Consider the following 23482-nt stretch of genomic DNA (forward strand, 5'->3'; position numbering starts at 1 on the left):
GGCGGACGGGGAAGCCGCCGGGCCCTTTCCTGCCGCACCCCTCGCGCCACATTGGGACGGTTTGGTCCCACGCCTCGGGATGTCTCGCCGCTCACAGTCTCTGGGGAATTCACCCTTCGCGGAGCATGTTGGAGCGGGAGGACGAAAGGGGCGTGTCGTGGACTTCCTGCTGCACCACGGGATCACCGTGCTCGGACAGTGGATCTCGATCGCGGAGCTCGCCGGGCAGGTGTTCGCGCTGGCCGTGGTCTTCCTCGCTCAGCGTCGCACCTTGTGGACGTGGCCCGTGCAGGTCGGGGCGACCGTCCTGCTCTTCGCCGTCTACGTCTCCGCGCACCTCGGGGGGCTCGCCGCCCGGCAGGTCGCCATCCTCGCCATCTCCGTCTACGGCTGGTGGGCCTGGACGCGCCGCCAGGACCCCGTCTTCGGCGTCGTCGTGCGGCAGGGCCGGCTCGTCGAACGCCTGGCCATGCTCGGCGCCTTCGTCGTCGGCACCACCGTGATGGCGCTGGTCCTGGACGCGCTGCACGCGTCGTGGGCGCCCTGGCCGGACGCCGCCATCTTCGTCGGGACCCTCGTCGCCTTCGGGGCGCAGGGTGCGGGGCTCGTCGAGTTCTGGCTGGTCTGGCTGGTCGTCGACGCGATCGGCGTGCCGCTGCAGATCTCGTCCGGGCTCTACTTCTCCGCCGCGATCTACATCGTCTTCGCCGGGCTCGTCGTGCACGGCTGGTGGAGCTGGAACCGCTCCGCGAAGCAGACGATCGCCGCCCACGACGTCATGGCAGCATCCAGCTGAGCACCGGCGTGCTCTGACCCCACACGATCAGGCACATCACCAGCAGCAGCCCGACGCTCCACGGCAGCACCTTCCGCAGGAGCTTGCCCTCTTCACCGGGCAGGTTCGCGGCGACACACGCGATCGTGAGGTTCTGCGGCGAGACCATCTTGCCGAGCACCCCGCCGGAGCTGTTGGCCGCGGCGAGCAGGTCCGCGGGCAGGCCCGTCTTGTTCGCCGCCGTCACCTGCAACGCGCCGAACAGCGCGTTCGCCGAGGTGTCCGAGCCCGAGACGGCGACGCCGAACCAGCCCAGCACCGGGGAGAGGAACGCCAGGCCCGCGCCGGCGGCCGCGATGAACGTGCCGATCGTGCTCGTCTGGCCGGACAGGTTCATCACGTAGGCCAGCGCGAGCACCCCGGTGACGGTGAGGATCGCGAACCGCAGCTCCTTCACCGTGGCCAGCCACTCGCTCGCGGCGCCGCTCGCCGACACCGCCAGCAGCACCGTCGTCAGGATGCCGGCCAGCAGCACCAGCGTGCCGCCGGTGTTGAGGAACGGCAGCGAGAAGGTGTTGCCGGACACCGGTTTCCCGTTCGGCCCCGCGACGTTCAGGCCCGGCCAGTGGAACTTCCACGTCGCCTTGTCGAGCAGCTTCTTGACCGGCGGCAGCACGGCGACCGAGAAGATCACGATGATCAGGAGGTAGGGCAGGTAGGCCTTGACGACGTCGTTGCGGGAGTCTTCCGGCGGCGTCTCCTCGGTGGCCGCGCCGCCCGTGCCGATCCGGACGGACTCGGGCACCGCGCGGCGGGTCTGGGGGAGCGCCACGAGCGCGGCCGCGCCGGCGAGCGCCGCGCCGATGTCGGCCAGCTGCGGCGAGACGAAGTTCGACGCGAGGAACTGCACGAGCCCGAACGCGACCCCGCAGACCAGCGCGGGCAGCCAGGTGTCGCGCAGGCCGCGCTTGCCGTCGACGATGATCACCAGCAGCAGCGGCACGACCAGCGCGAGCAACGGCGTCTGGCGGCCGACGATCGAGGAGACCTGCTCCAGCGGCAGCCCGGTGACCTGGGCGAGCGTGACGACCGGGGTGCCCATGGCGCCGAACGCGACCGGGGCGGTGTTCGCGACCAGCGCGACGACGGCGGCCTTCACCGGGTGGAAGCCGACGGCCACCAGCATCACGGCGCTGATCGCGACCGGCGCGCCGAAGCCGGCGAGGGCCTCCATCAGCGCGCCGAAGCAGAAGGCGATGATCAGCGCCTGGATCCGCGGGTCGTCGGAGATCCGGCCGAACGAGCGGCGCAGGACGTCGAAGTGCCCGGTCCGCACGGTGAGCCGGTAGATCCACAGCGCGTTGACGACGATCCACATGATCGGCCACAACCCGAACGCGGCGCCCGACAGCGCGCCGGAGACGGCCTGGACGACCGGCATCCCGAACGCGGCGATCCCGACGACGAGCGCGACCAGCAGCCCGATCAGAGCGGCGTGGTGCGCCCGCATCCGGACGACGCCGAGGAGGACGAGGACGGTGGCCAGCGGCAGCACGGCGACGAGCGCAGACAGGCCCAGCGAGCCGAGGGGAGTCACGTCTTGAATGAACAGGGCCTGCACGAACACGGGCGACCTCCGTTTTCCACGATGCGAAAACGGCCTTTCGGCGAGTGCCCGAGATCTTCGTCACAAACCAGGCGGTCCGTCAAGAAGTTGAGTCCGGTTGGCCCAACGGGTCAGGCGGTAACGCGAGTTACGGCTTCGGCAGGACGGCCAGCGTGGTCTCGGCGATCGTCTGCAGCTCCGCCGGGCTTGAACCGCCCTTGCCGAGTGCTTCGATGCCGCGGTTGACGGCGAGCAGGAGGCTCGCCAGGTGGGCCGGGTCGTGGCCGCCGGCGATGTCGCCGGCGCGCTGGGCCGCCGCGATGCAGTCCGCCAGCTGGGCGTGCAGCTCGCGGAACGCGCGCTCGGACCGGGCGGCGATGGCTTCGTCGTGCTGCGCGCACTCCGCCGTGCTCTTCGCGATCAGGCAGCCGCGCCGGTCGTGATCGGCCGCGGTGTCCGCGGCGATCGCCAGGACGTGCTCGCGCAGCCGCTGGTAGGCGGTGGCGTCCGGCCCGGACAGCGCGCGCCGGGTGCCTTCGGTGGCCTCGGTGCAGTAGTCGTCGTAGACGCGCAGGAACAGCGCGTGCTTGTCCCCGAAGGCGCCGTAGAGGCTGCCCTTGCCGAGGCCGGTCGCCGCCGCGATGTCGTCGATCTTCGTACCCGCGTAACCGGTCGCCCAGAACTGGTCCCGTGCGGCGCGCAGGACCGCGGCCTCGTCGAAGCTCCGGGGTCTCGCCATGAAGCCAGCCTACCCATTCTTGACTATCTCGTCCAGAACCGCGTACGTTCTGGACGAGATAGTCAAGAATTTGGAGGGCGAGATGAACCTGAAGGACAAGACGGCACTGGTGACCGGCGCCGGGACCGGCATCGGCCTGGGCATCGCGAAGCGGTTCGCGGCCGAAGGCGCGCACGTCGTGATCACCGGGCGGCGCAAGGAGGTCCTCGACGACGCCGTCGCCGAGATCGGCGGCAGCGTCCAGGCGATCCGCGCCGACTCCTCGAACCTCACCGACCTCGACGAGGTCTACCGGGTGATCGCCGAGCGCGGCCGCGGTCTCGACGTCGTCGTGGCCAACTCGGGCGGTGGCGTGACCCAGCCGCTCGGCGAGATCACCGAGGCGCAGTTCGACGCGACCTTCGGCACGAACGTCAAGGGCGTCGTCTTCACCGTGCAGAAGGCCCTGCCGCTGCTGAACGACAAGGCGTCGGTCATCCTCACCGGCTCGACGACGTCGACGCGCGTGGCGCCGGGCATGAGCGTCTACGCGTCGACGAAGTCCGCCGTCCGCAGCTTCGCCCGCACCTGGGCGCTCGACCTGCAGGGCAAGGGAATCCGCGTCAACGTGCTCAGCCCCGGGCCGACGCTCACCCCGGGCCTGCTCGGCCTGGCCGAGCCGGACGCGCGGCAGCAGCTCGTGGACGGCATGGCGAGCCAGGTGCCGCTCGGGCGCCTGGGCGACCCGAGCGAGATCGCCGCGGCGGCGCTGTTCCTGGCGACCGACGAGGCGAGCTTCGTCAACGGCGTCGAGTTCTTCGTCGACGGTGGCCAGGCGCAGGTCTAACGCAGGGTGGCGTGCGAGGGTGTCAGGTCCTTCAGGGTCCGGACGCCCAGCAGCTGCATCGTGCGGACCAGCTCCGTCCGCAGGATGTCGACGCAGCGCTGGACCCCGCGCTCACCGCCGGCCATCAGGCCGTACAGGAACGCGCGGCCGACCAGCACCGCGTCGGCGCCGCGGGCGATCGCCGCCACGATGTCGCCGCCCGAGAGGATGCCCGTGTCGATCCAGACCTCGGCGCCGCCCTGGAGCTCGTCCAGCACCGCCGGGAGCAGCTCCAGGGGCGTCGGGGCGCGGTCGAGCTGGCGGCCGCCGTGGTTCGAGATCAGGACCGCGTCGGCGCCGTGCTTGACGACGTCGCGGGCGTCGTCGACGTTCTGCACGCCCTTCACCACGAGCTTCCCGGGCCAGGTCCGGCGCACCCAGTCGAGGTCGTCGAAGTTGAGCGTCGGGTCGAAGAGCTTGTTCAGCAGTTCGGCGACGGTGCCGCCGAAGTGGTTGAGCGAGGCGAAGTTCAGCGGCTCGGTGGTCAGCAGGTTGAACCACCACGCCGGGTGCGTCGCGCCGTCGAGGAACGTCTTGAGGGTCAGCGCCGGCGGGATGGTCAGGCCGTTGCGGACGTCACGCAGGCGGGCGCCGCCGACCGGGGTGTCCACGGTCAGCATGAGGGTGTCGTAGCCGTGCTCCCACGCGCGATTCATCAGATCTTCACCCGCGCCGTGGTCGCGCCAGACGTAGAGCTGGAACCACTTGCGCGCGCCGGGCGCGGCGGCCGCGAGGTCCTCGATCGACGTGGTCGCCATCGTCGAGAGGCCGACCGGGATGCCGTTGCGCTCGGCGACGCGCGCCACCGCGCTCTCGCCCTCGTGCTGCATCATCCGGGTGAACCCGGTGGGGGCGAAGGCGAACGGCAGCGCGGACGTCTTCCCGAGGATCTCGCGTGTGGTGTCCACATCGGACACTCCGCGCAGCACGTTCGGGTGGAACTCGATCCGCCGGTAGGCCTGCCGCGCGCGGCGCAGGCTGTCTTCGAGCTCGGCCGCGCCGTCGGTGTAGTCGAAGGCCGCCCGGGGAGTGCGCTTGCGCGCGATCGTCCGCAGGTCGGCGATGGTGTGCGCGTTCGCCAGCCGCCGGTCGGTCGGGTTCAGCACGATCGGCTTCGGCCGCAGGATCTGCTTCAGCTCGTCCGGCTTCGGCAGTCGGCGCTTCGTCACCTTCATCAACTCCCTGACGACCAACACGGCGAGCGGGACCCGGCAGACATCGGATGTCTGCCGGGTCCCTTTCTAGCACCAGGTCACGCGCTACCGGAATCCGACGTCTGCGGCCCGGCGGCCGCGATGTCGTCGAGCCGGTACTTCGTGGCCGCTTCGAGGACCTTCGCCGCGTCGACCTCGCCGCGCTTGGCCAGGATCGACAGCGCGCCGACGGTGATCGACTCGGCGTCGACCAGGAACTTCCGCCGCGCCGCCGGCCGGGTGTCGGAGAACCCGAACCCGTCGGTGCCCAGCGTCAGCATGTCGGTCGGCACGTACGGGCGGATCAGGTCCGGCACCGCGCGCATCCAGTCCGACACCGCCACGACCGGGCCGTTCGCGCGTGAAAGCTTCTCGGTCACGTACGGCACGCGCGGCTCGCTGCCCGGGTAGAGCAGGTTGTCGTGGTCGATCTCCACGGCCTCGCGCCGCAGCTCGGTCCACGACGTCGCCGACCAGACCGACGCCCGCACACCCCACTCCTCGGCGAGCAGCCTCTGCGCCTTGAGCGCGTCCGGCATCGTGACGCCCGAGACGAGGATCTGCACCTCCGGACCGTCTCCCGAGGGCGCGTCCGCGTACTTGTACAGGCCCTTCAGCAGGCCGTCGACGTCGAGGTTCTCCGGCTCGGCGGGCTGCTGGTACGGCTCGTTGTAGATCGTCATGTAGTAGAAGACGTTCTCGCCGTTGCCGTCCGGGCCGGTCTCGCCGTACATCCGGCGCAGGCCGTCCTTCACGATGTGCGCGATCTCGAACGACCACGACGGGTCGTAGGCCACCGCGGCCGGGTTGGTCGCCGCCAGCAGCAGCGAGTGCCCGTCCGCGTGCTGCAGGCCCTCACCCGTCAGGGTGGTCCGGCCGGCGGTGGCGCCGAGGACGAACCCGCGGGCCATCTGGTCGGCGGCGGCGTAGAGGCCGTCGCCGGTGCGCTGGAACCCGAACATCGAGTAGAAGATGTAGATCGGGATCATCGGCTCGCCGTGCGTCGCGTACGACGTGCCGACGGCGGTGAACGACGCGGTCGAGCCGGCCTCGTTGATGCCCTCGTGCAGCAGCTGGCCCTTTTCGGACTCCTTGTAGGCCAGCATCAGGCTCGCGTCGACCGAGGTGTAGGTCTGGCCGTGCGGGTTGTAGATCTTGGCCGTCGGGAACATCGAGTCGAGGCCGAAGGTGCGGGCCTCGTCCGGGATGATCGGGACGACGCGCTTGCCGATCTCGGAGTCCTTCGCCAGCTCACGGACCAGCCGGACGAACGCCATCGTCGTGGCGACCTCCTGCTTGCCGGAGCCCTTGCGCAGGCCCTCGTAGACCTTGTCGCCGGGCAGCACGAGCGCCTTCGACGCCTTCGGGCGCCGCTCGGGCAGGAAGCCGCCGAGCGCCTTGCGGCGGCCGACCATGTACTCGATCTCGGGCGAGTTCGCGCCCGGGTGGTAGTACGGCGGCAGCTTCGGGTCGCGCTCGAGCTCCTCGTCGCTGATCGGGATCCGCTGCGAGTCGCGGAACAGCTTGAGGTCGTCGAGGGTGAGCTTCTTCATCTGGTGCGTGGCGTTGCGGCCCTCGAACGCCGGGCCCAGGCCGTAACCCTTGATCGTGTGGGCCAGGATCACCGTCGGCTGGCCGTGGTGCTCCAGCGCCGACTTGTACGCCGCGTACACCTTGCGGTAGTCGTGGCCGCCGCGCTTGAGGTTCCAGATGTCGGCGTCGGAGAGGTCCTTGACCAGGTCCTTCGTCCGCGGGTCGCGGCCGAAGAAGTGCTCACGGACGAACGCGCCGTCGTTGGCCTTGTACGTCTGGTAGTCGCCGTCCGGCGTCACGTTCATCAGGTTGACCAGGGCGCCGTCGCGGTCGGCGTGCAGCAGCGAGTCCCACTCGCGGCCCCAGATGACCTTGATGACGTTCCAGCCGGCGCCGCGGAAGTACGACTCCAGCTCCTGGATGATCTTGCCGTTGCCGCGCACCGGGCCGTCGAGCCGCTGCAGGTTGCAGTTGATCACGAAGGTCAGGTTGTCGAGGCCCTCGTGCGCCGCGACGTGGATCAGGCCGCGCGACTCGGGCTCGTCCATCTCGCCGTCGCCGAGGAACGCCCAGACGTGCTGGTCGCTGGTGTCCTTGATGCCGCGGTCGCGCAGGTAGCGGTTGAACCGGGCCTGGTAGATGGCGTTCATCGGGCCGAGGCCCATGGACACCGTCGGGTACTCCCAGAACTCCGGCATCAGCCGCGGGTGCGGGTACGACGGCAGGCCGCCGCCCTCGCCGGCGTGCGAGAACTCCTGGCGGAAGCCGTCGAGCTGCTGCTCGGTCAGCCGGCCTTCGAGGAACGCGCGGGCGTAGGTGCCGGGGGAGGCGTGACCCTGGAGGTAGACGTGGTCGCCCCCACCCGAGTGGTCCTTGCCGCGGAAGAAGTGGTTGAACCCGACTTCGTACAGCGCGGCGGAGGAGGCGTAGGTCGAGATGTGCCCGCCGACGCCGACGCCCGGGCGCTGCGCCCGGTGCACCATGATCGCGGCGTTCCACCGGATGTAGGCGCGGTAGCGGCGCTCGATCTCCTCGTCGCCGGGGAACCAGGGCTCGTTCTCCGTCGGGATGGTGTTGACGTAGTCCGTCGACGTGAGCGCCGGCACGCCGACGTGGCGTTCGCGGGCGCGCTCCAGGATGCGCAGCATCAGGTACCGGGCCCGCTGCTGACCTCCCCTGGCCAGCGCCTCGTCGAAGGAGTCCAGCCACTCGGCGGTCTCCTCCGGGTCGATGTCGGGCAGGTGCGCCGCCAATCCGTCACGGATGACGCGTACGCGTGCCGGGGTCTCCTTGCCGGAGGCGCCGTCGTTCTGCGGGGCCAAGGGGTCTCCTTGCGAAAAGTTGTAGCCGGTGGTGCTCGTACGCGGGGGTGTACGACTCTCCATCGTCGTCTTCCGTCCCGGCTTCCGCACCGCTACTTGGCGGTAACATCGGCCGACCCGGGCGAGCCACTCCCAGCGCGCGGTGTATCGCGCGCGCGTTTTCTTCCTCCCCACCCTAGGGGACGGGTCCTGGCGGGGTGCCAGACCGGTCGCCGGAGGCACCCGAAACGCCGTCGCGGCGGGTCCCCGCCGCCCCGTATCCTGCGACACGAGTTGTCAAAGATCCGGTGTGGACGGTTGCGCGCAGCGCCGCACCAGTGTTCGCTATCGGCAACCGGGTAGCCGAGTGTGGCGCAGCCGTACCCTCCACGAGGGTGCCGGACCGCCACGCTCCGTCGTAGTTGGAGGAGTGAAAGCAGTGGTCGCCGCGGGAGACGCTGATCAGAGCAGCGTCGCCGAGAGGCTCGGCATCAAGCCCGAGATGGTGGTCCAGGAGATCGGCTGGGACGAGGACGTCGACGACGACGTCCGCGCGGCGATCGAGGAGCAGATCGGCGGGGACATCCTCGACGAGGAAGCCGACGAGGTCATCGACGTGGTGCTGCTGTGGTGGCGCGAAGACGACGGCGACCTCGGCGACGCGCTCATCGACGCCAGGGGCCCCCTGGAAGAAACCGGCGTGATCTGGGTCCTGACCCCGAAGACGGGACAGCCCGGGCACGTCGAGCCGAGCGAGATCGCCGAAGCGGTCCCTGCCGTCGGGCTGGCCCAGACCGCCAACATGAGTGTGGGGGCGAACTGGATCGGCACCCGGCTGGTGTCCCCCAAGTCGAAGTCCAAGCAGCGCTGAACCGGCTCGCCCGGGTGACACGATAGGGTTGTCGTCGCAGGCACGTGTCCGTTCGGGAGAGGAAACGCGGTATGGCCCTCGAGGTCGGCTCTGAGGCCCCTGACTTCACGCTCAACGACTACAACAAGCAGCCGGTCCAGCTGTCGTCCTTCCGGGGTGACAAGCCGGTGCTGGTGGTCTTCTACCCGTTCGCGTTCAGCGGCATCTGCACGGGCGAGCTCTGCCAGCTCCGTGACGAGTTCGCGGACTACGACGGCAAGGGCGTCCAGGTGCTGGGTGTCTCGGTGGACACGCCGTTTTCGCTGAAGGCGTGGGCCGAGAAGGAGGGCTACCAGTTCCCGCTGCTGTCCGACTTCTGGCCGCACGGCGAGGTGGCCCGCGCGTACGGCGTCTTCAACGAGCAGGCGGGCCTGGCGGTCCGCGGCACGTTCCTGGTCGACACCTCCGGTGTGGTCAGGTTCGCCGAGGTCAACGCCCCGGGCGAGGCCCGCGACCAGCAGGCCTGGAAGAAGGCCGTCGCCGAACTGGTGTGAGGTTTCCCGGCGGCGGCCCCCTGGGTGGGGACCGCCGCTGGCGGGCGCATAGCTCAGCGGAAGAGCACTCGGCTTACACCCGAGCGGTCGCAGGTTCGAACCCTGCTGCGCCCACCACGTGCTCGTAAATGAGAAGTCGTTTAGAGGACGACCGGGCCGTGACGTACTTCATAGTGCGACGCCGGAGCTGCTGCTTCCTCGTCTCGCTACAGCGGCAATGACCAGTGCGTGTCCGTGTCCGGAAGGGCCAGAATCTGCTCTCCCTCCGGTGTGATCAAGATGGTGAAGTCCGCCGGGAGTGGCCGCCCGAGCTGGAGCCACAGCTCGTGCGCGGCCTCCAGTTCGTTCCACAGCCGCCGGTCACCGCCTTGGGTGACCTGGCGGTCGGCTTCCGGATCACCCTGCATGGTGGCTACCCGCGCCCAGGACCCGGTACTGGGGTCGGTCAGGCAGAAGTACAACGGGCCGTCCGTGACCTTGACGTGCCCGGATGAGGTTCCGGGCATCGCCAGCTGGGCGAAGAACGCGAACACGCGCCCGCGCTCCCGCAGCACCCCGGGAGCCAGCTGGGTAGTGCGGCCCGAGCCGGCCTCGTGGACAGCGCGGCTGGACAACTCGGGGACGGGGCGGAACGGTTGGTCCGGGCTTCGCAGCGGCATGAAGTTCACCTTCGTGGACAAGAACCGGCCGCGGGCGGTCCGGTCGGCGCCCACTGTCAGGCGAGCCAGGTTGCCCCCGAAGGCCCCTCGGATGTCGGTGAGGATCGTCCCGCCGGGCCGGAGCTGCTCAAGCCAGGCCGGAGGTATCCGTCGCAGCGACGCCGTAGCGATGATCCGGTCATACGGGGCGCGCTGCCGATAGCCGAGATACCCGTCCGCCACCGCGAGCGTCGGGGCGAAGCCGAGATCGTCCAGCCGCTCCCGGGCCTGGTCCACGTACGCCGGGTTGACGTCGACCGACGTCACCGACCCCGATCCCAGGCGGTGTGACAGCAGGGCGGCAGTCCACCCGGTGCCCGTGCCGATCTCCAGCACGGAGTCGCCCTCGGTGGCTCCGCTCTCCTCCAGCATGGTGGACACCACGGTTGGGGCGGAACACGAGCTGACGAGGACGCCTTGCCCGTCGAAGTCGGTCAACAGCGCCTCGTCGTGGTAGATCGCGCGCAGCCAGTGTTCACGCCGGACAATGTCCGCGGCATCGTGTGCGTGGCCGCCCAGGTTGTCCGGCAAGGTGAACTTCGGCGCGAACAAGTGCCGGGGGATCTCCTCGATCGCGGCTTGCCACTCGCGCGTGGTCAGTGCTCCCTTGTCGACCAGTTGCCGGATCAAGGCGTGGTTGAGTTCGTCGGCCAGTCGCTGTAGCCGGCTGTCGAGATCGATCACCGGTCTTCTCCTGTCAGGTGCGCGGCGAGGGCTGCGGCGATGGGAAGCCCGGTCGCTTGCTGAATCCAACCCCATTGCCCGCTCGGGTTCAGGTCGACGAAGTGGTGCCGGCCGTCTGCCGTCACGACGAAATCGGCTGCCGCGAAGACGAGGCCAAGGTGGTCAAGCAGGGCGAGCAAGGAGGTTTCGACCTCGCCTGGGAGGTTGACCGGCTCGTAGCGAAGCGCCGCATAGTTCGTCCGCCAGTCGATCATGTCCGTGTCGGGTGACAGGATGTCGGCTGCGAAGACGCGGCGGCCGACCACGGTCGCCCGTACGTCGCGGACTTTCGGCACCCGCTGCTGGAACTGGTGTGCGGTCAGCGCCACGCGGAGATCAGCCATGCCCGAAGCCGACACCTTGGTCGTCGGAATGAAGGCCACCCGGTTGCCATCGGCGACGGTCGCCGACGCAAGTGCTTTGTACACGGCTGCCGGTCCCAGGAATGCGCCGTGCTCGGCGGCGCGCTCCGGGGCGTTGGTGATCACAGTGCGCGGCACCGATAGCCCGGCCGCGGCCGCGGCCTGGAGCTGGAACGGCTTGTACTCGGCGTCGGCCGCCCGGGATGGGTGGTTGACCCAGGTGCAAAGCAGGCTCAGGAGCAGCCCGCCGATTCCTCGGCGAGCTTCCCGGCCCGCGAACCGCTGCTCGGCATCGGTCATCACCTCCGGGAACTTGAACATTGTTGGTCGGCGTACGTAGATGCTGCGGATGTCGTTCAGCTCGACGGAGTGATCCGCGCTGCGAATCTCGCCGTGCCACGTGCCGTCGAAGCGCGCGCTCACCTGGAGTGAGAGCGGGAAGTCGGCGGTGTCGACGCGCATCACCGGCGCGCCCCGGTCGGCCAGCTCCTTGATCACGAGATCAGCCGTCGTGTCGCTCGCCTCGGTTAGCACCAGCACGGTGCCGGCAGAAGTTTGCGGATTCATCGCTGGTGTCTGTCTCCTCGCCGGGCTGCTAGTCGTCAGTAACGTCGAATCGCACGTCTTCGTCCTCGCCGCTGCCGTCACTGGTGATCTCGGTGACCGCTTCCGTGGCGTTATTTTTGCCGCCGCGAATATCGACGCGGCTGGGCGTGGTCCGAAGGGTGAGGCCAAAGGGTGTTGCCGCGGTGTCCGAAACTCGTCCGGACGTGGGCGTCCACCCCAATGGCGGCCCGAGTGCGAACCGCTTGTCGGCATCGATGACGGGCAGCTCGGTGGTAGTCATCTGCTGTTTTCCTTTCCTGTCACAACACAAGAACTTCGGCAGCTGGTGCAGGCTGTCGACGACACGGGTTGTGAGTTTCTTCGCGCAGCGCGGACCTCGGCGTACTCGTACTTGACACGGCTGCGGATACCGGCCACCGTCCGCTCGGGCTGGGACCGGACCCGGCGGTTGTGCCGGGCGTCCGAGAGCAGCAGCACGACCACCAGAACCACTGGAACGGCCATGACGACCAGCACCGCCAGCACCCCGCCGTTCACGATGCCGGCGGCTCGGGTGATTTGGGCTCGGCGGTCGAGACTTCGGCGAGCGCCTTGAGCAACTCGCTGACTTCCTTGAGGTCGCTCCCACCGAGGGTTCCGGTTTCGAACCGGAGATCGCCGGTCTCGCGCTTCACGTCGGCCTTTCCGTCAACCCGTTTCACGGCAATTGCAGTGGAGCGCCCGTCCGCTGGACGGTGGCTCGCTTTACCGGGGCGGCGCCGAGGCGCGAGCGTCGGCGGTCGCCTCCGGTTGTAGTGGCCTACGCGAGCCGTCATGTCGTCCCTGCTTCCTGGTCGGTCTGAGAGCGGTGTGACCGCCGGGGGTGCCGAAATGACCATGGAGCGGCCGTCCCTGGTCCACCAGGGGGACGAAACCGGGCGAATGTCGGCCCGATGGGGTGGCGAGCAGTCTGACCTGCGGTAATGTGATGATCTCGCATTGTGACCGAGGGGGCGATTTCATGGGCGGACGGCGACATGGGCTGATCCGGGCTCGCAAAGCCGCGATCTACACCCAGGAGTCGCTCGCTCACGAGCTCGGCATGGACACGAAGACGATCGGCACGTGGGAGCGCGGCGAGGCCGAGCCGCTGCCTTACAAGCGGCCGAAGCTGGCCCGGTTGCTCGGGGTGACGCTGACCGAGCTGGAAGCCCTCCTGGCGGAGGGCACTTCTCGGACAACCGCGGAGCCGATCCCGGCCACCCAGCCCGTTACGTCCGGCCTGGCGAAATCGGCGCGTCTGTCTGAGCCATCGGCCGAGGTGCCTGCGCCTCGGTATACCTCGTCGCTCGATGAGGCCTTGACCATACTGGAGACCGTCGCGCTGGTTGACGCGCACGGAGTGTCCGACCACCAAGCGGCAGCGTTCTTCGGCCGGCTTCCCGCCCAAGCCATCCGGGCTTGGCGAGCCGGTGCGATCATCGACGACGTGCCGCGTTCAGGCGAGCCCGTTCGCCTGCGCGACATCGACGAGATCATTGCCACGACCAAGTCCCTCGACCAGCTGGACCGTCAGTTCGGCGGGGATTACAGCCGGGGACTGGCCGCGAAGTACCTGAATGACCGGGTGCTGCCACTGCTGCACCGCCCCGCGTCCGGCTCGGTGCGCCGCGAGCTGTTCCAGGCCGCCGCTGTGTTGTGCGAGGTCATCGGCTATATGGCCTACGACGCGCAGCTCCACCGCCGGGCTCAGCACTACTTCATCCAAGCCCTGCGCTTCGCCCAGGAAGCCGGTAACCAAGCGTACGGCTCGTTCGTACTGGCCACGATGAGCCACCAAGCGCTGTACCTGGACCGGCCCGACCAGGCTTTGACATTGGCCCAGGCAGCTGAACGGAGCGCGCCATCTCAGTCGCCGGCCGTCGCGACGGAGGCGGCCATGCTTGAAGCGGCGGCCAGCGCGGCGCTCGGAGACGCCAGTGGCAGCACGCAGGCTCTTACCCGGGCGGAGGTCTTGTACGAGCGTCACACCCCCGCCGCCGAAACGCCGTACTGGATGACTCACTGGGACGAGTCGGTCTTTGCCAGCTTCGCCGGCTCAGCCTGGCTTGATCTCGGTGACCGCAAGGCAGCCGAACCGTACCTCCAGACGTTGTGGAGTAGAGCCGGCCGGCAGGTCAGGCGGCAGGTCTTCGCCGCCGGTCAACTCGCCCGGGCGGCGCTGCTGGAGCACGACGTGGAGCAAAGCGCCCACTATGGGAGCATGGCGGCCGAAGCCGCGGCGGCCACCCGGTCGAAGCGCTCGCACCGAATCGTTCGTGACCTGCTGGTTCGCCTGGATGGCCATCAGGAACTGCAGCCGGTCCGCGAGCTGACGGAGACGGTGACCGCGCTCCTACCAAACGAGGCGCCCCTTGAACGACGAGCAGCCGAACCACTGCGGTGACCGCACAGTGTTCGCGCACGACTTTCGCGACGAGGGCGAGCCCGAAGTCGAGTTCAATCCTGGTATCGCAGCCCGGCTGCCGCGCAAGAACGTGGCCGCGGGTGTCCTCATCCGCGATGAGGCAGGCCGGGTGCTGTTCATCTCGCCGACCTATAAGCCATTCCTCGAAATTCCTGGCGGCCTGACCGAAGACGACGAGTCGCCGCTGGCTGCCTGTCACCGAGAGGTGCGCGAAGAACTCGGCATTGACCTGGTGATCGGTCGGCTGTTGCTCGTGGACTGGATGCCGACTCACGGCGTCTGGCGTGACAGCGTTCAGCTCATCTTCGACGGTGGCATCCTCAGCGCAGACCAGACCGACGCGATCCGGCCGGCGGCCGATGAGGTGGCTCGGTTCGAGTTCTTGGAGGTGGACGCAGCCAAGCAGCGCCTGCGGCCATCCATGGCGCGGCGCGTGGAACTCGCGCACCGGGCGCTGCTGGACGGTGAAGCTCTGTACGGGGAGTTCGGTCGCGGCACCGCTTAGCTCGGGCTAGGCAGTTCGCTCAGAAAGTGGCCTTGTCGTTGTTGCACCGGCTCGCAGCAAACGACAGCGTCGGCCGGTTCGCCGAACAGCGCGTCGAGCGAAGCGGGATCCCGGAGATCGGCGCGCACCGAGGCCGTCCGCGAGACGCGGACGACCTCGTGACGCGGTTCGAGAGCGGCGGTGACGGCCCGGCCGACGAGCCCGGTCGCGCCCAGCACGATGATCTTCACGCCGTCGACGCTACCGGCGCCGGCCTCCGGTCCGCCCCGGGATTTCCCGCGCGCTCAGAACGGCCGGGAGAAGTTGCCGAGGACCATGCAGTCCGGCGGCAGCCCGTCGGGCGTCTGGAGGTAGGAACACCGGGTGATCCGGATCCGGTCGAACCCGCCGACCAGGTCGGGGTCGCCGAGCGTGAAGTGGATGGACCGGCTTCCGTGCGGGTAGTCGTCGAAGGTGACCGTGCGGCCATCGGAGGCGACCCGGGCGGAGCCCTTCATCGCGTCGAAGACGATGTTGATCATCGTGACCGGGTTGGCGTCCCCGCTCATCCGCCAGTCGGAGTCGAACCTCGTCGAGTCGCCGACCTGCCCGGCGCTCGCCGTGCCGGTGGTGGCCACCAAGCTACTCGCGCAGCGGGCCCCGAGGTTTTGTGTGACCCAGGTCTCATTTTCCCGTGTCCGGTCCCGGCCCGCGGCGACGACCCCTCGGTGACCGCACCACCGAGAAGGAGTCGAAATGGACAAGCCGGCCGGACGGCGCGAGTGGCTGGGGCTGATGGTGCTCGTGCTGCCCACCCTGCTCGTCGCGATGGACATGACCTCGCTGTTCCTCGCGCTGCCACAGCTGAGCGCGGACCTCGGCGCGAGCGCCACCGAGCAGCTGTGGATCACCGACAGCTACGGCTTCGTCGTCGCCGGGTTCGTGATCACCATGGGCACCCTCGGCGACCGCATCGGGCGACGGCGGCTGCTGCTCACCGGCGGCGGCGCGTTCGCCGCACTCTCGGTCGTCGCCGCGTTCTCGACCAGCCCGGAGATGCTCATCGTCGCGCGCGGGGCGCTCGGCATCGCCGGGGCGACGCTGATGCCCTCGACGCTCGCCCTGATCACGAACATGTTCCGCGACGACCGGCAGCGCGGGAAGGCCATCTCGATCTGGGCCACCTGCCAGTTCGCGGGCGGCTCGGCCGGTCCGGTGCTCGCCGGGTTCCTGCTGCAGCACTTCGCGTGGGGTTCGGTCTTCCTGGTCGCCGTCCCGGCGATGGCGGTGCTGCTGGTGGCCGGCCCGTTCCTGCTGCCGGAGTCCCAGGCGCCCGCGACCGGGCGGCTCGACTTCGCCGGCGTCGCGCTCTCGCTGGCGGCCGTGCTGCTCATCGTGTTCGGCCTCAAGCAGCTGAGCGCCGGCGAGCTGACCGTGCCGCTGGTCGCGATCGCCGCCGGCGCCGGGCTGGGCACAGTCTTCGTCCGGCGTCAGCTGAGCTCGTCGTCGCCGTTGCTGGACCTGCGGCTGTTCCGGAATCGCCCGTTCACCGCGGTGCTGGTCGCGCTCGTGTTCGCCGGGGTCGCGATGGCCGGGGTCGGCCTGCTGGTGACGCAGTACCTGCAGAGCGTCCTCGGGTATTCGCCGCTGGTGTCGGCGCTGCTGTTCGCCCCGATGGGGCTCGGCGTCGCGGCGGGCACCCTGGCGGCGCCGGCGCTGACCGGCCGGATGACCCCGGCCACGGCGATCGCGGGCGGCCTGGCGGTCTCGGCGGCGGGCAGCCTCCTGCTGGCCTTCGCGGACGGCCTGCCGCTGGTCGTGGCGGGCATCGCGGTGCTGACGCTGGGCACGGGCCCGCTGTTCGCGCTCGGCATCGGCCTGGTGGTCGGCGCGGTCCCGCCGGAACGCGCGGGCTCGGCGGCCTCGATGGCCGACACGGGCAACTACCTGGGCGGCTCCCTGGGCCTGGCCCTGATCGGCCTCCTGGCGACGGCGGTCTACCGCGCGGTGTTCCCGGCGGGGACAACGCTGGCGGTGGACGTCACCCGGCCGGAGCTGGCCGCGGAGGCCAAGGCGGCGTTCACGACCGCGGTGAACGTCACGGGCGTGATCGCGGCGGTGCTGTTCGCGGGCCTGGCCCTGCTGGTGACGACGATGCGTCAGCGCGACGTGGTGGGCCTGGTCGAGGTCTTTTCATGACCGGTCCCCACCGCCGCCGGGAGACTGCTCGAGCAGCCGGTACCGCGCGTCGGCTAAAGGATCGACCGTCCCCTCACCTCCCCGTCGCGAATCGCGAACCGCCCAGCCGGGCAGGCGAACGCCTCGTGCCGCGGCGCCCACGTGCCGCTGCGGCCGCTGGCCGAGCTGACCGACGAGCAGGTCCTGGACGACCTGCGCGGCAAGCTGCTCGGCCAGGTGGCCCTCGCGAAGCGAGCCGCGCAACACCTGAACGACGGCGGTTCGATCACCCTCACCGGCGGGACGTTCGACGAGCCGATCCCGGGCAGCGGCCTGGGCGCGCTCGTCAACGCCGGCCTCGAGGGGTTCGTCCGCTCGGCCGCGGGCGAGCTGCCCCGTGGCCTGCGGATCAACGTCGTCAGCCCGGGCTGGATCACCGAGACCCTCGAGGCCATGGGAAAGACCGGCGGGACACCCGTGGCCGTGGTCGCCGACGCCTACCGTGCGCTCGTCGAGGGCGACGCGAACGGCAGCACCGTCAGACCGGGGTAGCCGGTGGCGGCGGAAGTTCACCGCCACCGGCGCCCGGCTCACCGCACGACGAACCCCACGTCGTTGTTGGGCAGGTAAGAGCCCGGCCAGATCGACAGCGGATCGGACGACAGCCGGCTTCCCAGCCCGCTGTGGAAGTCCGAGTCCAGGTACCACTCCGTGCCCGCGTGGTACTTCGTCGCCGTCATCCCCGGCGGGGCGGTCGTCTGCAGCTTGTACGTGCCCTGCGGGACGTCTTCGAAGTAGTAGTCCTCACCGCCGGTGGTGGTCACCGTGCGGTTCAGCAGTCCTTCGAACCCACTCGGGCCGACGAGCGAAAACTGCGTCTCCCGGCGGGGTTCGGTGTCCTGGCGGACGCCGTCGCCGTTCGTGTCGTCCCAGGCGCGGCCGTGGATGCGGCCGCCCTGCTGCCCGAAGTGGTCGTAGCCGGTGGGATGCGGCAACGCCAGCGTGCGGTCCTGCGTGTTCCACCCGCTCGTGCGGTAGCCGTCGTCGATCGCGTGGACGGTGTAGTCGCCGAGGGCGAGCCCGGTGAACGCGTAATGGCCGTCCTGGTCGGTGTAAGCGACGTAGTCGGCCGGCGGTGACACCTGGTGGAGGACGACCTTCGCGCCCGCCCGGCCCGGCTCGCCCTGGTTCTCGATGTTGTTGCCGTCGCGGTCGAACCAGACGCGGCCCTCCAGGTCGCCGGGACCGGTGTCCGCCACCGCCGGAGCGGTCACCGCCCCCATCAGCACGACCGCCAGAAGCGCCGCTCTTCCCCACAGCCCCACGGTGAATCCCCCTTCTCGGGCGGCCTGTTCGCCGCCGACGGGAAAAACACTAGCGAGGGGCACCGACAGTTTCGGGACTCCAGGCGTGGGCGGCGAAGACCTCGTCGAGGGGCGCGTCCGTCAGGCGGTTCGCGAACGTCGACAGCGTGTAGGTGCCGATGCCCAGCACCACCTCCAAGGCGTTCCGCGGCGTGTATCCGGCGTCGGCGAACGCCGCGAGCGCGGCCGGGGGCACGTCGCCCGTCGTGTCCATGACGGCGTGGACGAACTGCCGCAACGCCTCCAGCCGCGGGTCGGGGAGCGGGGCCTGCGCCCGCAGCGCCGTCACCAGTTCGGGTGACGCCGAGAGCCGCACCAGCGCGGCCGTGTGCATGGCGACGCACACGTGACAGCCGTTGCGCGCGGTCACCGTCATGACCAGCACTTCGCGATCCAGGGCGGGCAGGGTGGTGGATTCGAAGAGCGCGTTCAGCTTGAGGAAGCCGTTCAGCAGTTCGGGTGACGTCGCCAGCCGTCCGACGGCGGCCGGGACGTGGCCGAACTTCTTCGCCGTGGCCGCCATCGCCGGGCGGGCGGCCGGGGGTGCAGACTCCGGGGTGTGATCGGGGAACAAGACGTCTCCGGACGTAGGATCGACAATGTGGTTGTCGAAACCGTAAACCTGGTTGTCGAACTTGGCAAGGGGTCATGACCGACGCGCCCGGCTACGAGCTGCCCTTCCTGCTCTTCGGCGGCTTCCGCACGCTCATCGACCGCCTGCACGCCGAGCTCGCGCTTCGGGGCCACCCGCACGTCCGGCCGTCGTACGGCTTCGCGATGCAGGCCATCGGGATCCCGGGCGCGACGGCGTCGGAGATCGGCCGCCGCCTCGGCGTCTCCAAGCAGGCGGCCGGCAAGACCGTCGAACGGCTCGAAGCGCTCGGGTACGCCGAGCGCGCCGAAGACCCGGACGACGCGCGCCGCAAGATCGTCCGGCTGACCGCGCACGGCGTCGACGCGCTGACGAAGTCGGCCGAGATCTTCGACGATCTGCGCGCGGACTGGGCGCGCACGGTCGGCGCCGAGCGCATCGCCGCTCTCGAGGCGGACCTGCGCGCGGTGGTCGGGCCCGCGGCGTACCGCCTCGACGCCGCGGGCTGGTTCTCGGCCTAGAAGCCGCAGCCGGGGTCCGGCGCGTCCTCCGAGAGCGGGCTGCCCGCCGGGAGCACGTACAGGACCTCCAGCACCAGCGGCGTCGACCCGAGGTTGCGGCCGATGTGCACCTGGTCGGGGTGCTCGGTGAACGCGCGCCCGGTGCCGAAGACGCCGTCGACGCTGCAGTCGGCGAGGTTGTGGGTGAGCGTTCCCGCCTTCACGTAGGCGTAGAGCGTGCCGTCGTGGAAGTGCCAGCCGGTGTACCCGCCGGGCTGGACGGTGATCTCGCGCAGGGTGTAGTCGGTGTGCCCGATCGTCTTCTGCGTGAGGATCGTGCCGGTCACGCCGCTGCCCGGCGTCGCGGACGCGGTCGAGGGCAGCAGGACCGCGGCGAGCGCGGCGGCGGTGAGCACGGTCAACGGCTTGCGCATCGGGGAGCTCCTCTGTGGTCAGTCCCGCCGCAGGGTGCGGCGCAGCATCTTGCCCGACTCCGTCCGCGGCAGCAGCTCGGTGAAGTCGAACCGTTTCGGGGTCTTGAACCCGGCGAGCGCGGCCCGGCAGTGGTCGGCCAGGCGCGCGGCCAGCGCGTCGTCCCCGGGCACTCCCGGCACCGGCTGGACGACGGCGACCACCCGCTGCCCCCATTCGTCGTCCGGCTCGCCGATCACCGCCGCGTCGGCGACGTCCGGGTGGCCGAGCAGCCGCGCCTCGACCTCGGCCGGGTAGATGTTGACCCCGCCGGAGAGGATCAGGTCCGTGCGGCGGTCGAGCAGGAAGACGCGGCCTTCGGGGTCGCGGTAGCCGAAGTCGCCGACGGTGAGGAACTCGCCGGACCGCGCGGCCGCCGTCTTCTCCGGGTCGCCGAGGTAGTCGAGCGTGGTGTGCGCCGAGCTGAAGTAGATCGTGCCCGGCTCGCCGTCCGGCACGTCCTCGCCGTCTTCGCCGACGACCTTCAGCCGCACGCCGGTCAGCGGCCGGCCGACCGTGCCCGGCGCGGCGAGCCAGTCCGCCGCCGTGACGCCGCAGATCAGGCCCTCGGACGCGCCGTAGTACTCGTGCACCACCGGCCCGAGCCAGGCGATCATCCGCTCCTTGACCTCACGCGGGCACGGCGCCGCGCCGTGGATCACGCTGGCCAGGCTCGACGTGTCGTACCGCGAACGGACGTCTTCGGGCAGCCGCAGCATCCGGTGGAACATGGTCGGCACCAGGTGGGTGCTCGTCACGCGGTGACGCTCGACCAGCCGTAGCGTCTCCTCGGCGTCGAAGCGGTCCATGAGCACCGCCGAGTGCCCGAGGTGCATCGCGTTGACGGCGAACGAGCCGGGCGCGGCGTGGTAGAGCGGGCACGCGACGAGGTGCACCCCCGGGCCCGGGTGGACGTCGAACATCGCCAGCAGGTCGCGGTGGATCGCGTGCAGCGACGGCGGTTTCCCGCTGAGCGCGCGGCGGACGCCCTTGGGTCGCCCGGTGGTCCCCGACGTGTAGAGCATCGTCTGGCCGGCGGTCCGCGGCTCCGGCGCGGTGTCCGGCTCGTCCTCGCCCCACGACGCGTAGTCGCGCCAGCCGTCCGCCTCGCCGATCGCGAACCGGTGCACCGAGCCGAGATCGGCGCACGTCCGCGCGATGTCGGCGTCGGCGACGACGACCCGCGCGCCGCTGTTGCCCACGACGTAGGCGATCTCCTCGGCCGAAGACCGGTAGTTGACCGGCGTGAAGTACAGCCCGGCCTGCAGGGTGGCGAACAGCAGCTCGAAGTAGGGGAGTCCGTTGTGGACGATCGCGACGACGACGTCACCCTCGCCGAGCCCGAGCCGCCGCAGCGCGTGGGTCAGCCGGTTCGCCCGCGCGGCCAGCTGCCCGAAGGTCGCGGCCGTCCCGTCCGGCGCGAGCACCGCGAGCCGGTCCGGGTGCTGTTCGGCGACGTCGTAGAAGGTGCTCACGCTCCGCACGCTACCGCGCACTGATCCGTGGATCACTCCGGCTTGCGCTGGAGTTCACTCCAGCTCCTAGCGTCGGGGTATGACCACTGCACAGCACAAGATCGGCTCGGGCTTCGGCGCCACCAGCACCGCGGCCGACGTCCTGGCCGGGATCGACCTGACCGGCAAGCTCGCGATCGTCACCGGCGGCTACTCGGGCCTCGGCCTGGAGACGACTCGGGCGCTGACCCGGGCGGGCGCGCACGTCGTCGTCCCGGCGCGGCGGCGCGCCACGGCGGAAGAAGCGTTGCGGGGCATCGAGAACGTCGAGGTCGACGAACTCGACTTGGCCGACCTCGACAGCGTCCGCGCGTTCGCCGAGCGGTTCGTCGCTTCCGGGCGCGGGATCGACGTCTTCATCGGCAGCGCCGGGATCATGGCGGCGCCGGAGACCCGCGTCGGGCCGGGCTGGGAGGCGCAGTTCGCGACCAACCACCTCGGGCACTTCGCCCTGGTGAACCGGCTTTGGCCGGCCTTCGCACCGGGCGCCCGCGTCGTTTCGGTGTCTTCGCGCGGCCACCACTTCGGCCCGGTGCGCTTCGACGACCTGAACTTCGAGCAGGGTTACGACAAGTGGCTCGCCTACGGCCAGGCGAAGACGGCGAACGTGCTCTTCGCGGTCGAGCTCGACAAGCGGGCGCGGGAGCGGGGGATCCGCGCGTTCGCGCTGCACCCGGGCCGGATCATGACCGACCTGGTGCGCTACCTCGACCGCGAGGAGCTCGTCGCCGCCGGGATGCTCGACGCCGACGGCGAGGTGACCGGCGACGTCAAGACGCCCGAGCAGGGCGCCGCGACCCAGGTCTGGGCCGCGACGTCCCCGCAGCTCGACGGCCTGGGCGGGGTGTACCTCGAGGACTGCGACATCGCCGAGCCCGCTCCGGCCGACGGCGGGCGGTCAGGGGTGAAGGACTACGCGGTCGACCCGGCGCAGGCCGAGCGCCTGTGGACGGTGTCGGCCGAGCTGACCGGCGTCGACGCGTTCGCCTGAGACAGTCAGAGCTTCTCGACCTGCTTCACCAGCAGGTCGATCTCCTCTTCGGTGTTGTAGTAGTGCACCGACGCCCGGACCATGTCGGGCAGCTCGCGCGCGGTGAAGTCGTACTGCGCCGACGTCCTCGACGACACCGATGTGTTGATGCCCGCCTCGGCGAGGCGGGCCTTGACGTCCGCGGCCGGGGTGCCGTCGACGCTGAAGGTCGTGATGCCGCACTTCTTCGCGCCGATGTCGTGCACCCGGGCTCCGGCGTCGGCCAGCCGGCTCCGCAGGGTCGCGGCGAGGGTGGCGACGCGCGTCTCGATGGCCGGCAGGCCCCAGGCGAGCGCGTAGTCGATGGCCGCGCCGAGGCCGTACACGGCGGCGAAGTCGCGTTCCCACACTTCGAAGCGCTTCGCGCTCGGGTCGACGACGTACTCGGTGGGCGACGTCCAGCTCGCGGAGTGCAGGTCGAGCATCGCCGGCTCCAGCCGCTCCCGCAGCCGCGGGTGCGCGTAGAGGAACCCGGTGCCGCGCGGGCCGCGCAGGTACTTGCGGCCGGTCACCGACAGCGCGTCGCACTTCAGGCGGGTGACGTCGAGGTCGACCTGGCCGGCCGACTGGCACGCGTCGAGCAGGAACGGGATGCCCGCCGCCTCGGCGACCGCGCCGATCTCCTCGGCGGGGTTGACCAGCCCGCCCTGGGTGGGCACGTGGCTGACCGCGATGAGCTTCACGCTGCCGTCGACGCGCCGCTTCAGGTCTTCGACGTCCAGCTGCCCGGTCTCGTCGTCGCCGACCACCTCGACCACCGCGCCGGTGCGCCGCGCGACCTGAAGGAACGCGATGGCGTTGCTGGCGTACTCCGCGCGGGAGGTGAGGATCCGGTCCCCGGCGGCGAACGGCAGCGCGTAGAAGACGGCTTGCCAGGACCGCGTCGCGTTGTCGGTGATCGCGATGTCGTCGGCCTCGCCGCCGACCAGCCGGGCCGCCGACGTGTACACCGCGTCCAGCCGGTCCTTCGTTTCGGCGGCCGCCTCGTAGCCGCCGACCAGCGCTTCGTGGCGCAGGTAGTCGACGACGGTGTCGGTGACGACGGCCGGGGGCAGTGCGGAGCCGGCGTTGTTGAAGTGGACCACTTCGGCGCAGCCGGGCGTTTCACGGCGGGCGCGTGCGACGTCGAAGGTCATA

Annotated in this window: 25 protein-coding genes and 1 tRNA gene; 11 read left to right on the forward strand and 15 right to left on the reverse strand. The window is 70.2% G+C overall.

Going from position 1 to position 23482, the window contains the following annotated elements; all coding sequences use genetic code 11:
• Nucleotides 1–157: 157 nt before the first annotated feature.
• Nucleotides 158–796: a nicotinamide mononucleotide transporter family protein gene (locus ACZ63E_RS34305; protein ID WP_465314420.1), complete on the forward strand. Its 639-nt coding sequence runs from the start codon at nt 158–160 to the stop codon at nt 794–796.
• Here ACZ63E_RS34305 and ACZ63E_RS34310 read toward each other — a convergent pair.
• Both ACZ63E_RS34310 and ACZ63E_RS34315 read right to left on the reverse strand, forming a co-directional pair.
• Nucleotides 777–2387, reverse strand: coding sequence for an L-lactate permease (locus ACZ63E_RS34310; protein ID WP_465340405.1), 1611 nt, complete (start codon nt 2385–2387; stop codon nt 777–779). The genes ACZ63E_RS34305 and ACZ63E_RS34310 overlap by 20 nt on opposite strands.
• A gap of 142 nt (nt 2388–2529) precedes the next feature.
• On the reverse strand, nt 2530–3120 hold the full coding sequence (locus ACZ63E_RS34315) for a TetR/AcrR family transcriptional regulator (RefSeq protein WP_465340366.1): 591 nt from the start codon (nt 3118–3120) through the stop codon (nt 2530–2532).
• Between the two features lie 82 nt (nt 3121–3202).
• On the opposite strand from ACZ63E_RS34315, the gene ACZ63E_RS34320 reads away from it, so the two are divergent.
• A complete protein-coding gene (locus ACZ63E_RS34320; protein ID WP_465340367.1) occupies nt 3203–3946 on the forward strand; it encodes an SDR family oxidoreductase in 744 nt (247 codons plus the stop codon).
• On the opposite strand, the gene ACZ63E_RS34325 is transcribed toward ACZ63E_RS34320, so the two are convergent.
• Nucleotides 3943–5154, reverse strand: a complete 1212-nt coding sequence (locus ACZ63E_RS34325; RefSeq protein ID WP_465340368.1) for an alpha-hydroxy acid oxidase — start codon at nt 5152–5154, stop codon at nt 3943–3945. The two genes, ACZ63E_RS34320 and ACZ63E_RS34325, sit on opposite strands and share 4 nt — an antisense overlap.
• Nucleotides 5155–5237: 83 nt before the next feature.
• Nucleotides 5238–8033 carry a pyruvate dehydrogenase (acetyl-transferring), homodimeric type gene (gene aceE / locus ACZ63E_RS34330; protein WP_465340369.1) on the reverse strand — a complete coding sequence of 932 codons (2796 nt, stop codon included), beginning with the start codon at nt 8031–8033 and terminating at the stop codon, nt 5238–5240.
• Nucleotides 8034–8451: 418 nt separating this feature from the next.
• Here aceE and ACZ63E_RS34335 point away from each other — a divergent pair, with 418 nt between their 5' ends.
• The 3 genes from ACZ63E_RS34335 (at nt 8452) to ACZ63E_RS34345 (ending at nt 9533) form a co-directional block, all read left to right on the forward strand.
• Nucleotides 8452–8883: a DUF3052 domain-containing protein gene (locus tag ACZ63E_RS34335; protein ID WP_465314426.1), complete on the forward strand. Its 432-nt coding sequence runs from the start codon at nt 8452–8454 to the stop codon at nt 8881–8883.
• A 71-nt stretch (nt 8884–8954) separates the two neighbouring features.
• On the forward strand, nt 8955–9416 hold the full coding sequence (locus ACZ63E_RS34340; RefSeq protein ID WP_465340370.1) for a peroxiredoxin: 462 nt from the start codon (nt 8955–8957) through the stop codon (nt 9414–9416).
• Between the two features lie 42 nt (nt 9417–9458).
• Nucleotides 9459–9533, forward strand: a tRNA-Val gene (locus ACZ63E_RS34345).
• An 89-nt stretch (nt 9534–9622) separates the two neighbouring features.
• Here the strand turns inward: ACZ63E_RS34345 and ACZ63E_RS34350 are convergent.
• From ACZ63E_RS34350 to ACZ63E_RS34365, 4 genes are all read right to left on the reverse strand, one after another.
• Nucleotides 9623–10798, reverse strand: coding sequence for a methyltransferase domain-containing protein (locus ACZ63E_RS34350; RefSeq protein WP_465340372.1), 1176 nt, complete (start codon nt 10796–10798; stop codon nt 9623–9625).
• On the reverse strand, nt 10795–11766 hold the full coding sequence (gene tgmB / locus ACZ63E_RS34355) for an ATP-grasp ribosomal peptide maturase (protein ID WP_465340373.1): 972 nt from the start codon (nt 11764–11766) through the stop codon (nt 10795–10797). The genes ACZ63E_RS34350 and tgmB overlap by 4 nt, the downstream gene beginning before the upstream one ends.
• A gap of 28 nt (nt 11767–11794) precedes the next feature.
• Nucleotides 11795–12046, reverse strand: a complete 252-nt coding sequence (locus ACZ63E_RS34360) for a hypothetical protein (protein ID WP_465340374.1) — start codon at nt 12044–12046, stop codon at nt 11795–11797.
• 253 nt (nt 12047–12299) lie between these two features.
• Entirely contained in the window at nt 12300–12440 is a 141-nt protein-coding gene (locus tag ACZ63E_RS34365; protein ID WP_465340375.1) for a hypothetical protein, read from the reverse strand.
• A 326-nt stretch (nt 12441–12766) separates the two neighbouring features.
• Between ACZ63E_RS34365 and ACZ63E_RS34370 the strand changes: the two genes are divergently transcribed.
• Entirely contained in the window at nt 12767–14191 is a 1425-nt protein-coding gene (locus ACZ63E_RS34370) for a helix-turn-helix domain-containing protein (RefSeq protein ID WP_465340376.1), read from the forward strand.
• Nucleotides 14160–14717 carry an NUDIX domain-containing protein gene (locus ACZ63E_RS34375; RefSeq protein WP_465340377.1) on the forward strand — a complete coding sequence of 186 codons (558 nt, stop codon included), beginning with the start codon at nt 14160–14162 and terminating at the stop codon, nt 14715–14717. The genes ACZ63E_RS34370 and ACZ63E_RS34375 overlap by 32 nt, the downstream gene beginning before the upstream one ends.
• Here the strand turns inward: ACZ63E_RS34375 and ACZ63E_RS34380 are convergent.
• Both ACZ63E_RS34380 and ACZ63E_RS34385 read right to left on the reverse strand, forming a co-directional pair.
• Nucleotides 14714–14947, reverse strand: a complete 234-nt coding sequence (locus ACZ63E_RS34380; protein ID WP_465340378.1) for an NAD-dependent epimerase/dehydratase family protein — start codon at nt 14945–14947, stop codon at nt 14714–14716. The two genes, ACZ63E_RS34375 and ACZ63E_RS34380, sit on opposite strands and share 4 nt — an antisense overlap.
• Before the next feature lie 54 nt (nt 14948–15001).
• A complete protein-coding gene (locus ACZ63E_RS34385) occupies nt 15002–15334 on the reverse strand; it encodes a hypothetical protein (protein ID WP_465340379.1) in 333 nt (110 codons plus the stop codon).
• 118 nt (nt 15335–15452) lie between these two features.
• Here ACZ63E_RS34385 and ACZ63E_RS34390 point away from each other — a divergent pair, with 118 nt between their 5' ends.
• Both ACZ63E_RS34390 and ACZ63E_RS34395 read left to right on the forward strand, forming a co-directional pair.
• Nucleotides 15453–16895: an MFS transporter gene (locus tag ACZ63E_RS34390; RefSeq protein ID WP_465340380.1), complete on the forward strand. Its 1443-nt coding sequence runs from the start codon at nt 15453–15455 to the stop codon at nt 16893–16895.
• Between the two features lie 141 nt (nt 16896–17036).
• Nucleotides 17037–17426, forward strand: a complete 390-nt coding sequence (locus ACZ63E_RS34395) for an SDR family oxidoreductase (protein WP_465340381.1) — start codon at nt 17037–17039, stop codon at nt 17424–17426.
• A 38-nt stretch (nt 17427–17464) separates the two neighbouring features.
• Here ACZ63E_RS34395 and ACZ63E_RS34400 read toward each other — a convergent pair whose 3' ends face one another.
• A complete protein-coding gene (locus tag ACZ63E_RS34400; RefSeq protein ID WP_465340382.1) occupies nt 17465–18157 on the reverse strand; it encodes an SdrD B-like domain-containing protein in 693 nt (230 codons plus the stop codon).
• Nucleotides 18158–18248: 91 nt separating this feature from the next.
• A complete protein-coding gene (locus tag ACZ63E_RS34405) occupies nt 18249–18761 on the reverse strand; it encodes a carboxymuconolactone decarboxylase family protein (RefSeq protein ID WP_465340406.1) in 513 nt (170 codons plus the stop codon).
• 125 nt (nt 18762–18886) lie between these two features.
• On the opposite strand from ACZ63E_RS34405, the gene ACZ63E_RS34410 reads away from it, so the two are divergent.
• Complete coding sequence (locus ACZ63E_RS34410) at nt 18887–19351, forward strand: MarR family winged helix-turn-helix transcriptional regulator (protein ID WP_465340383.1); 465 nt, start codon at nt 18887–18889, stop codon at nt 19349–19351.
• Here ACZ63E_RS34410 and ACZ63E_RS34415 read toward each other — a convergent pair.
• Both ACZ63E_RS34415 and ACZ63E_RS34420 read right to left on the reverse strand, forming a co-directional pair.
• A complete protein-coding gene (locus ACZ63E_RS34415; RefSeq protein WP_465340385.1) occupies nt 19348–19764 on the reverse strand; it encodes a cupin domain-containing protein in 417 nt (138 codons plus the stop codon). The two genes, ACZ63E_RS34410 and ACZ63E_RS34415, sit on opposite strands and share 4 nt — an antisense overlap.
• 18 nt (nt 19765–19782) lie before the next feature.
• On the reverse strand, nt 19783–21276 hold the full coding sequence (locus ACZ63E_RS34420) for an AMP-binding protein (protein WP_465340386.1): 1494 nt from the start codon (nt 21274–21276) through the stop codon (nt 19783–19785).
• 79 nt (nt 21277–21355) lie between these two features.
• On the opposite strand from ACZ63E_RS34420, the gene ACZ63E_RS34425 reads away from it, so the two are divergent.
• A complete protein-coding gene (locus ACZ63E_RS34425; protein WP_465340387.1) occupies nt 21356–22306 on the forward strand; it encodes an SDR family NAD(P)-dependent oxidoreductase in 951 nt (316 codons plus the stop codon).
• A gap of 5 nt (nt 22307–22311) precedes the next feature.
• On the opposite strand, the gene ACZ63E_RS34430 is transcribed toward ACZ63E_RS34425, so the two are convergent.
• Nucleotides 22312–23481 (reverse strand): aminotransferase class V-fold PLP-dependent enzyme, encoded by a 1170-nt coding sequence (locus ACZ63E_RS34430; protein WP_465340388.1) that lies wholly within the window; start codon nt 23479–23481, stop codon nt 22312–22314.
• Nucleotide 23482 lies beyond the last annotated feature (1 nt).

Source organism: Amycolatopsis sp. NPDC104819 (assembly GCF_055583145.1).